Source organism: Nocardiopsis halotolerans DSM 44410, from assembly GCF_000341065.1.
GTDB lineage: Bacteria > Actinomycetota > Actinomycetes > Streptosporangiales > Streptosporangiaceae > Nocardiopsis > Nocardiopsis halotolerans.
In genome coordinates, this window is the sequence record NZ_ANAX01000091.1 from 1 (window position 1) to 1,842 (window position 1,842).

Here is a 1,842-nt window from a genome sequence, read left to right on the forward strand (position 1 = left end):
GCCTATCCCGCGAAGCGGTCGGTCGCCTCGATCAGGTGGTTCAGGATGCCGGGCTCGTTGAACGCGTGCCCGGCGTCATCCACGATGTGGAACTCCGCCTCCGGCCACGCCTTGTGCAGGTCGTAGGCGGTCCGGGCCGGGGTGCACACGTCGTAGCGGCCCTGCACGATCACGCCGGGGATGTCCCGGATCTTCTCCGCTCCGTCGATGAGCTGGTTCGGAGCGAGGAACCCCCTGTTGACGAAGTAGTGGTTCTCGATCCGCGCGAAGGCCAGCGCGTAGTCCTCGTCCGCGTGGTGCTCACGCAGCTCCGGGTTGGGCAGCAGGGTGACCGTGGACCCCTCCCACACGCTCCACGCGCGCGCGGCGGCCAGGCGCTCCCCCCGGTCCGGTGAGTTGAGACGACGCGCGTAGGCGGCGATGAGGTCGCCGCGCTCCTCCTCGGGGATGGGCGCCAGGTAGGACTCCCACAGGTCGGGGAAGAGCTGGGAGGCGCCCTCCTGGTAGAACCAGCGCAGCTCCTCCTCCCGCAGGGTGAAGATGCCGCGCACGACCAGTTCGCTGACCCGCTCGGGGTGCCGCTGGGCGTAGGCCAGCGCCAGGCAGCTGCCCCAGGACCCGCCGAAGACCTGCCAGACCTCCGCGCCGATCATCTCGCGCAGCCGCTCCATGTCCTCCACCAGCGCCCACGTGGTGTTGGCGGACAGGTCGACGTCCATCTGGCTGGCGTGCGGGGTGGAACGGCCGCAGTTGCGCTGGTCGAACAGCAGGATCCGGTACCGCTCCGGGTCGAAGAGCCTCCGGTGGTCGGGGGTGCAGCCGCCGCCGGGACCGCCGTGCAGGAACACCACCGGCTTGCCCGCGGGGTTGCCGCACAGCTCCCAGTAGACGCGGTTCCCGTCGCCGACGTCGAGCATCCCCGAGTCGTACGGCTCGATGGGCGGGTACAAGGTACGCACAGCGTGGACCCTTTCGTGGACGTGTTTCCTCCCCGGGGGACCCCGGTGGAGACGGGCGTCGTGGCCGGGGTGTCCGGCGGACGCCTGTCGGAGAACGACGAGGAGAGGGTACGGCTCCTCAGACCTCCGCCGGGCGTGAAGACGCGCCGGGCACGGTCAGATGCGGTCGAGGAGCTCGGCCTTCTTGGCGCTGAACTCCTCGTCGGTGAGCAGCCCCTCGGCGTGCAGCCGTCCGAGCTCGCGGATCTTGGCGAAGATCGCCTCGCCGCCGTCGCCGGCCGGTGCTTCGAGCGCGGCGTGCTCCTGCTGGGGGTCCTCCGCCGCCTCGACGTGGGCGTTGATGGTGGCGGCCATCAGCAGGGTCTCCTCGCTGCCCTTGGAGCCGTGCGAGGCCAGCGTGAAGAGGTCGTTCTCCAGAGCCGTGGCCTTGGGGATGGTCACCCCGCGCAGCACGATGCGCAGGTAGCCCTCGGTGACGTCGACCGGCGGGTACCAGTGCGCGGACTCGATCTCGGACAGCTGGTAGTCGCGGGACTTCTCCTTCTCCTTGACCGTGCTGGCCAGCCAGCCGTCCCACTGAAGGCGTACACGGGTGCCGTCGAAGGAGGCCGACCCCTCGGCGGTGCGCACCTGGAGGGGAGCCCGGGCCACCAGCCCCCGGGCGACCTCGCGCGGATCGATCTCCCCGGTGCGGGTCTCGCGGGCGAAACGGGCCGAGGCGGCGATCTGCTCGGAGTAGTACTCGGCGAGGAGCTCACCGTCGTGCGGGCCGGTGATCATCAGCGGGGTGAGCGCGTCCCTGCCGGGGGCGCCCAGGAGCGCGTAGGGGTCGGTGTCCTCCACCAGCCGCAGCCGCAGCCGCCACCCGTGCTTGCGGCTGGCC

Annotated in this window: 2 protein-coding genes; both read right to left on the reverse strand. The window is 71.0% G+C overall.

Annotation, left to right across the window (positions count from 1 at the left end; all coding sequences use genetic code 11):
- Positions 1–2: 2 nt before the first annotated feature.
- A complete protein-coding gene (gene pip, locus D455_RS0107230; RefSeq protein ID WP_017570079.1) occupies positions 3–959 on the reverse strand; it encodes a prolyl aminopeptidase in 957 nt (318 codons plus the stop codon).
- A gap of 156 nt (positions 960–1,115) precedes the next feature.
- Positions 1,116–1,842, reverse strand: a 727-nt coding sequence (locus tag D455_RS0107235; protein ID WP_017570080.1) for a DUF4429 domain-containing protein, incomplete at its 5' end; no start/stop codon positions are given.